The sequence below is a fragment of the Vibrio sp. 1978 genome, assembly GCF_033344345.1.
Genome location: NZ_JAWPOP010000196.1, coordinates 1 through 959 on the forward strand (window position 1 = coordinate 1; position 959 = coordinate 959).

1 protein-coding gene is annotated in these 959 nt (G+C 45.8%); it reads right to left on the minus strand.

The genetic code is table 11. From position 1 onward, the window contains the following. Window positions 1-957, minus strand: a 957-nt coding sequence (locus R8N49_RS25465) for a glycosyltransferase family 9 protein (protein ID WP_318190256.1), incomplete at its 3' end; no start/stop codon positions are given. Window positions 958-959: the final 2 nt, after the last annotated feature.

Genomic DNA, 959 nt, shown 5'->3' on the forward strand with positions numbered 1-959 from the left:
CATTGTAATCACTTGCTTGCTTGTGATGCGATTCATTGCTTTTTCATCTTTCGCACGAGTTCTCCAGCTTAGTTGTTGGCTGGTTTTTCCTGTTTCAGCCAAGATGACTTCCTCATAAACTGAGACGGCATACTGTAGATAGCGATATGGGCCCACTCGAATCGGATTGTGGTGGGCATATAAACCAATGATCGGTGTGTTCATGGCGCTTGCCATGTGAGCTGGCCCGGTATCAGGCGCGATGACCATGTCTACTTTGTCAATCAGAGCCAGCATTTGCAGGATTGAGCTTTGCCCAACTAAGTTTAGACATGGCTCTTCCAGTCGAGATTGAATGGCATCTGCCAAATCCAGTTCGACTTGAGCTGGGCTGCCAGCCAGAATTACATTCCAACCTTGTGCTCTCGCATGGTGGATGACGTCTATGTACCCTTCAGCATTCCAGTTTTTATATGCTTTACTGGCTCCTGGCACAATCAGTAGGTTGGGTTTGTCGCAAGAAACATGACTCTCTGCCCACTCTTGGTCTTGTGTGGAGTAGGAAAGTGCCCAGTCTAACTCCTTGTTAGGGATACCAATTTGATGAGCAAAAGCCATCAAACCATCCGCCACGTGCAGAGATTGTGGTGAGGGAACTTTGACATTAGTGAATAGTGTTTGAAAATCTTGGCTTCTGTCAGATGAAAAACCAAGTTTGTATTTTGCCTTAATGCCCAAAGTCGCGATGCTCGCTCGAATCGCATATTGCATATGTAACAGAGCATCAAATTCTCGGCCCTTTAATTGTTTCCACAAGGCTTTATAGCCATCAAAACCAGCTTTTTTATCGAATACAATGACTTCGACCCCCTCAATCGCCGCTAGCAACTGAGCTTCCAACTTGCCAGTAATCCAAGTTATTTGCGTGGTTGGCCACTGTTTCTGGATTGCTTGCACAGTAGCGATGGTATTACACACAT